The sequence below is a fragment of the Paenibacillus sp. 01L418 genome (assembly GCF_056400045.1).
Map to the genome: position 1 here is coordinate 1 of NZ_JBFTSN010000556.1, position 3602 is coordinate 3602.

Genomic DNA, 3602 nt, shown 5'->3' on the forward strand with positions numbered 1-3602 from the left:
TTTAAGAGAGCCAATTACATACCTGGAGTAGAAACCGCCAGTAGTTCACCCAAAATCTACCGCCAAGATGAAAGTCAAAGCAAAAGCAAAAAAGCTAACGTCGAGAAGCAACGGTATGGGAAAAAAAGTCCGAGCGATGAGACTGAAACGGTACAAGAAAGAGCTATTGGCGAAGGTCCAATAGCCCTATCCTCTCCAGAACCCTCAACAACGCCACGATCAAAGAATTAGGATTCCTCTCCACACAAAAGCCTTAATGTGCTGCACTTTTCTGCCCTTATTTTCGTCCCTAGCAACTACAATTCGCAACTTCACAAATCCTGCATTGACAGTGGCAGTGTCCTTTATTATACTTTCATTACACATGGTGTGCAGTAAGTGATCTTGGTGTAATGCGAAATGAAAATGAGAGGATGGCAAGCACGGATGATAACATCAGAGAAGCCAGCTTCCCGCCCCTGGGTAAAGTGGATTTTAATTCCGGTCTATCTGCTAATGATGTATCCGCTTAAATTACGAAGGTGGCTTTACCGCTATCAGCCAGAACCTGTGGAGCAGCGTTATGGCGAACCAGGGCCGCATCGTAGCAGAAGTGTGGTAATTAAGGAAGAGGATGGGAATCCGCAATACAAAATCTATTGCCCGGAGGAGATGGACGAAGCTTGTCCTGTTATTGTTTGGGGCAATGGCTCGGATGCTCAGCCTGAGAATTATGATGCGCTGCTGCTTCATTTGGCGACGTGGGGCTTTGTTGTCATCGACAGCTATTGCCGTCATACGGGCACAGGCCGAGAAGTTGCAGATACGGTCCGTTATGCCCTGCAGGAGAATGCTGATCCTGCGAGCCTCTTTTATCGCAAACTGCTGATAGACCGCATTGGTGCAGTGGGTCATTCCCAAGGCGCGACAGGGGTCCTGAATGCAGGGAATTATCTGGATGAGCCGCTTCAGACGGTGGTTACAATTGCGCTGCCTGCTCCGATGTGGTGTGAACCCAAGGATGTTTATGAGATTGAAATGCAAACTGCTGCATTATTTTTCATGGCGGGAACGCATGATTTTATGATCTCGCCAAAATTCTCCAATCGGAGTGCCTACGCAGCGGTTCGATCAGGCCAAGCAGCTGTTATGGCGATGACGAGAGCGGCACATCATCTAGAGAGCATGGGGCAGGGCGGCATGCATAGAGGTTATTTGACCGCATGGCTGCGTTATCGGTTGGCTGATGATTCAGATGCAGCGGCAGCTTTTTCTGGAGAGCATCCGGAGCTGTACCGCAATAAAGGCTGGAGCGGTGTCCATTCACAAGGATTGAAGGCTGTTAATTATGAGAGAAGAGGGGAATTAGCATGCAAAGGCTGAAGCGAACATTCTTTTTTATTGTTGCAGTGGCAGTCCTTTCCATTGTCTTTGTCAGCCGTAAGGTTTTCAAAAGACCAAGCCAAAAGAATAGCTTCCGTGATACGAAACCGAGCAAGTGGAACAAGGTAAAGCTTAGCAAGCAGACAATGGCCACGGATGGTTCAACGTTTTGCTTGTATTCTCGCAAAGGCAGCAGCCGAAATTTGATGGTCTATTTCTGCGGGGGCGGGGCCTGCTGGGATGCAGAGACAGCGAAGATCCCGTTGTCCCTGCGTTCTTATCTCAAGTATGGGCAATTTGGCTATTATTTCGCCCGAATTCCGTTCTACATCTTTAAAATGCACCGTGGGATCTTCGATCAACGTCCAGACAACCCGTTCTCCGAGTGGAATGTCGTCTTCATTCCTTATGTCTCAGCTGACTTCCATACCGGCAATGCTGCAGTTACTTACAGCGATGAGAAGGGAAAGAAGGTGCGGCATATCCGTCATAATGGCAGGAATAATGTGGAGGAAGCGCTGCAATGGGTGTATGCAAATTTCGACACACCGGATAAGCTTCTGATTACAGGCTCTAGTGCTGGTGGGTTTGGTTCAGCATTCTATGCCAGTGACATTGCGAGCCATTATGCAGATGCAGAAATCTATCATCTCTCTGACAGCTCCTTTCTTGCTTCCGAGCAATGGCCGAGTATTGTAAACAAGCAGTGGAATACTGATTTCACACGCCAGTTCGCATTTCCGATGGAGACAGATATGATTGGAGCGGCGTTCCGCTACAATGCGAAGGCCATGCCTGCTCATGCTGTGCTCATGCATGCTTGTACCATTAATGACAAGGTGCTMACCTCGTTCCAGAACCGTCTTAATGGCAAAGGAGACGATATTGACCCGCAAAGTTTGGAGGCATGGAGCAAGCAGTTTCGAGCGGCTACCCGCCAGCTTGACGAACAACTGCCTAATTTTTATTATTTTCTAACAGAATACGGCTATGATAAGGAGAATCACACGACTCCGCATACACTGCTGCCGATGCAAGCCTTCTATGAGGCAGAGGAGGAAGGGCAGAAATTAGTGGCATGGCTGGATAGCATTATTCACAAGCAAGAACGCAGCTCTCGAGGCACACGCTTCCTGCATAACGCTGCAGAAGCGAGCTCCAATGCTGCCGAAGAGCTTAGCACTACAGGATAGGGGAGCACATGATGAAGCTTAGAGAGAAACAACTGCAGCTTACCAGAGAAATGATTAAAGAGGCGGCGCTGGCCGCCTTTTGCGAGAAGGGGATTGAGGGTGCGGATTTGGTACTCGTTGCTACCCGCTCAGGCGCGTCCAGACGTACCTTGTACCATCATTTTAAGGATAAGGAGGAGCTGGCCACTGAAGTGTATGTAGATAATCTGAAGCGCATGTTCGGACGCTTGCTGGTGGAGTTCGATTTTAAATCCCCGCGTGCTTCTATTGAAGCCATTCTCGACAAGTATTTGTGGTTAAGAGAGCACCAGCCAGATCTTCTCTATTATGATTCGCTCTTTAGTGTGTATTACGCCAGTATGGGCAAGAATCCGGCGGAACTGGAGGCATTCAAGGAGCTGATCAGCGAGGAGACACGCCTGTCGATGAGTGCTTTTGCCACTGAGCGCGCAGCCGAAATTCCTAATGATGAGAAGCTGGCTTGGATCGAACGGACGCGAATGATTACACATTTGTACTTCATTTATTTACAAAAGTCTGTCTTGATTTGCCGTCAGAACGGTGACGCAACCAAGGCAGAAGAGCTGGAGCAGAATGCGCGTTATAAGGATTTTTTGCTTAGCCTATGGGAAAGGCAATGAATATGCAGCGCAGAAGCAAGCTTCGAAATACGATGCGATTCAAACTCATTGTGGGCGTAGCCGCCATTTTGGTTCCGCTCATTGTGCTGCTCAATTTCAACCAATATTATGCCGCTCAAGTAGTACGTAAGCAAGTCGCTGAGAGCAATCAGAGCTTTATCACCCTCTATATGAATCAAATTGATGGGCTGCTCGATGAAATCGACAGCTTCTTAATTAACATGGTGGCTTCTGACTCGAACCTGCTGCTGCTGGACCGAAGGCAGCCAGAAGCCGAGACGGCACTGCTAAAGGTACAACTGTCCAAGCAGCTATGGAACGAAAACTCCCGTAATGGAGCAGTGGACGGCTTTTTTATTTATAGCACACTAGATGCAAGCTTCATAGAAGCATTCAGTCCACGCCC

The 3602-nt window shown here is 48.3% G+C and carries 4 protein-coding genes and 1 pseudogene; all 5 read left to right on the forward strand.

The window, feature by feature from the left end; translation table 11 throughout:
* Nucleotides 1-231, forward strand: a 231-nt coding sequence (locus AC1DSE_RS32545) for a hypothetical protein (RefSeq protein ID WP_477528862.1), incomplete at its 5' end; no start/stop codon positions are given.
* A gap of 195 nt (nucleotides 232-426) precedes the next feature.
* Complete coding sequence (locus tag AC1DSE_RS32550; RefSeq protein WP_477509806.1) at nucleotides 427-1362, forward strand: poly(ethylene terephthalate) hydrolase family protein; 936 nt, start codon at nucleotides 427-429, stop codon at nucleotides 1360-1362.
* Complete coding sequence (locus AC1DSE_RS32555; RefSeq protein ID WP_477509805.1) at nucleotides 1350-2555, forward strand: pectin acetylesterase-family hydrolase; 1206 nt, start codon at nucleotides 1350-1352, stop codon at nucleotides 2553-2555. The genes AC1DSE_RS32550 and AC1DSE_RS32555 overlap by 13 nt, the downstream gene beginning before the upstream one ends.
* 8 nt (nucleotides 2556-2563) lie before the next feature.
* The gene (locus tag AC1DSE_RS32560) at nucleotides 2564-3196 is read left to right on the forward strand and encodes a TetR/AcrR family transcriptional regulator (protein WP_477509804.1); all 633 of its coding nucleotides are present in this window, start codon (nucleotides 2564-2566) and stop codon (nucleotides 3194-3196) included.
* Nucleotides 3193-3602, forward strand: a pseudogene (locus AC1DSE_RS32565) (hypothetical protein); the annotation flags it as partial. The gene AC1DSE_RS32560 and the pseudogene AC1DSE_RS32565, both read left to right, overlap by 4 nt.

What these genes read in the sequence shown, in the direction of transcription:
- AC1DSE_RS32560 (WP_477509804.1), top strand. Translation starts at nt 2,564, where the DNA reads ATGATGAAGCTTAGAGAGAAACAACTGCAGCTTACCAGAGAAATGATT.
- AC1DSE_RS32550 (WP_477509806.1), top strand. Translation starts at nt 427, where the DNA reads ATGATAACATCAGAGAAGCCAGCTTCCCGCCCCTGGGTAAAGTGGATT.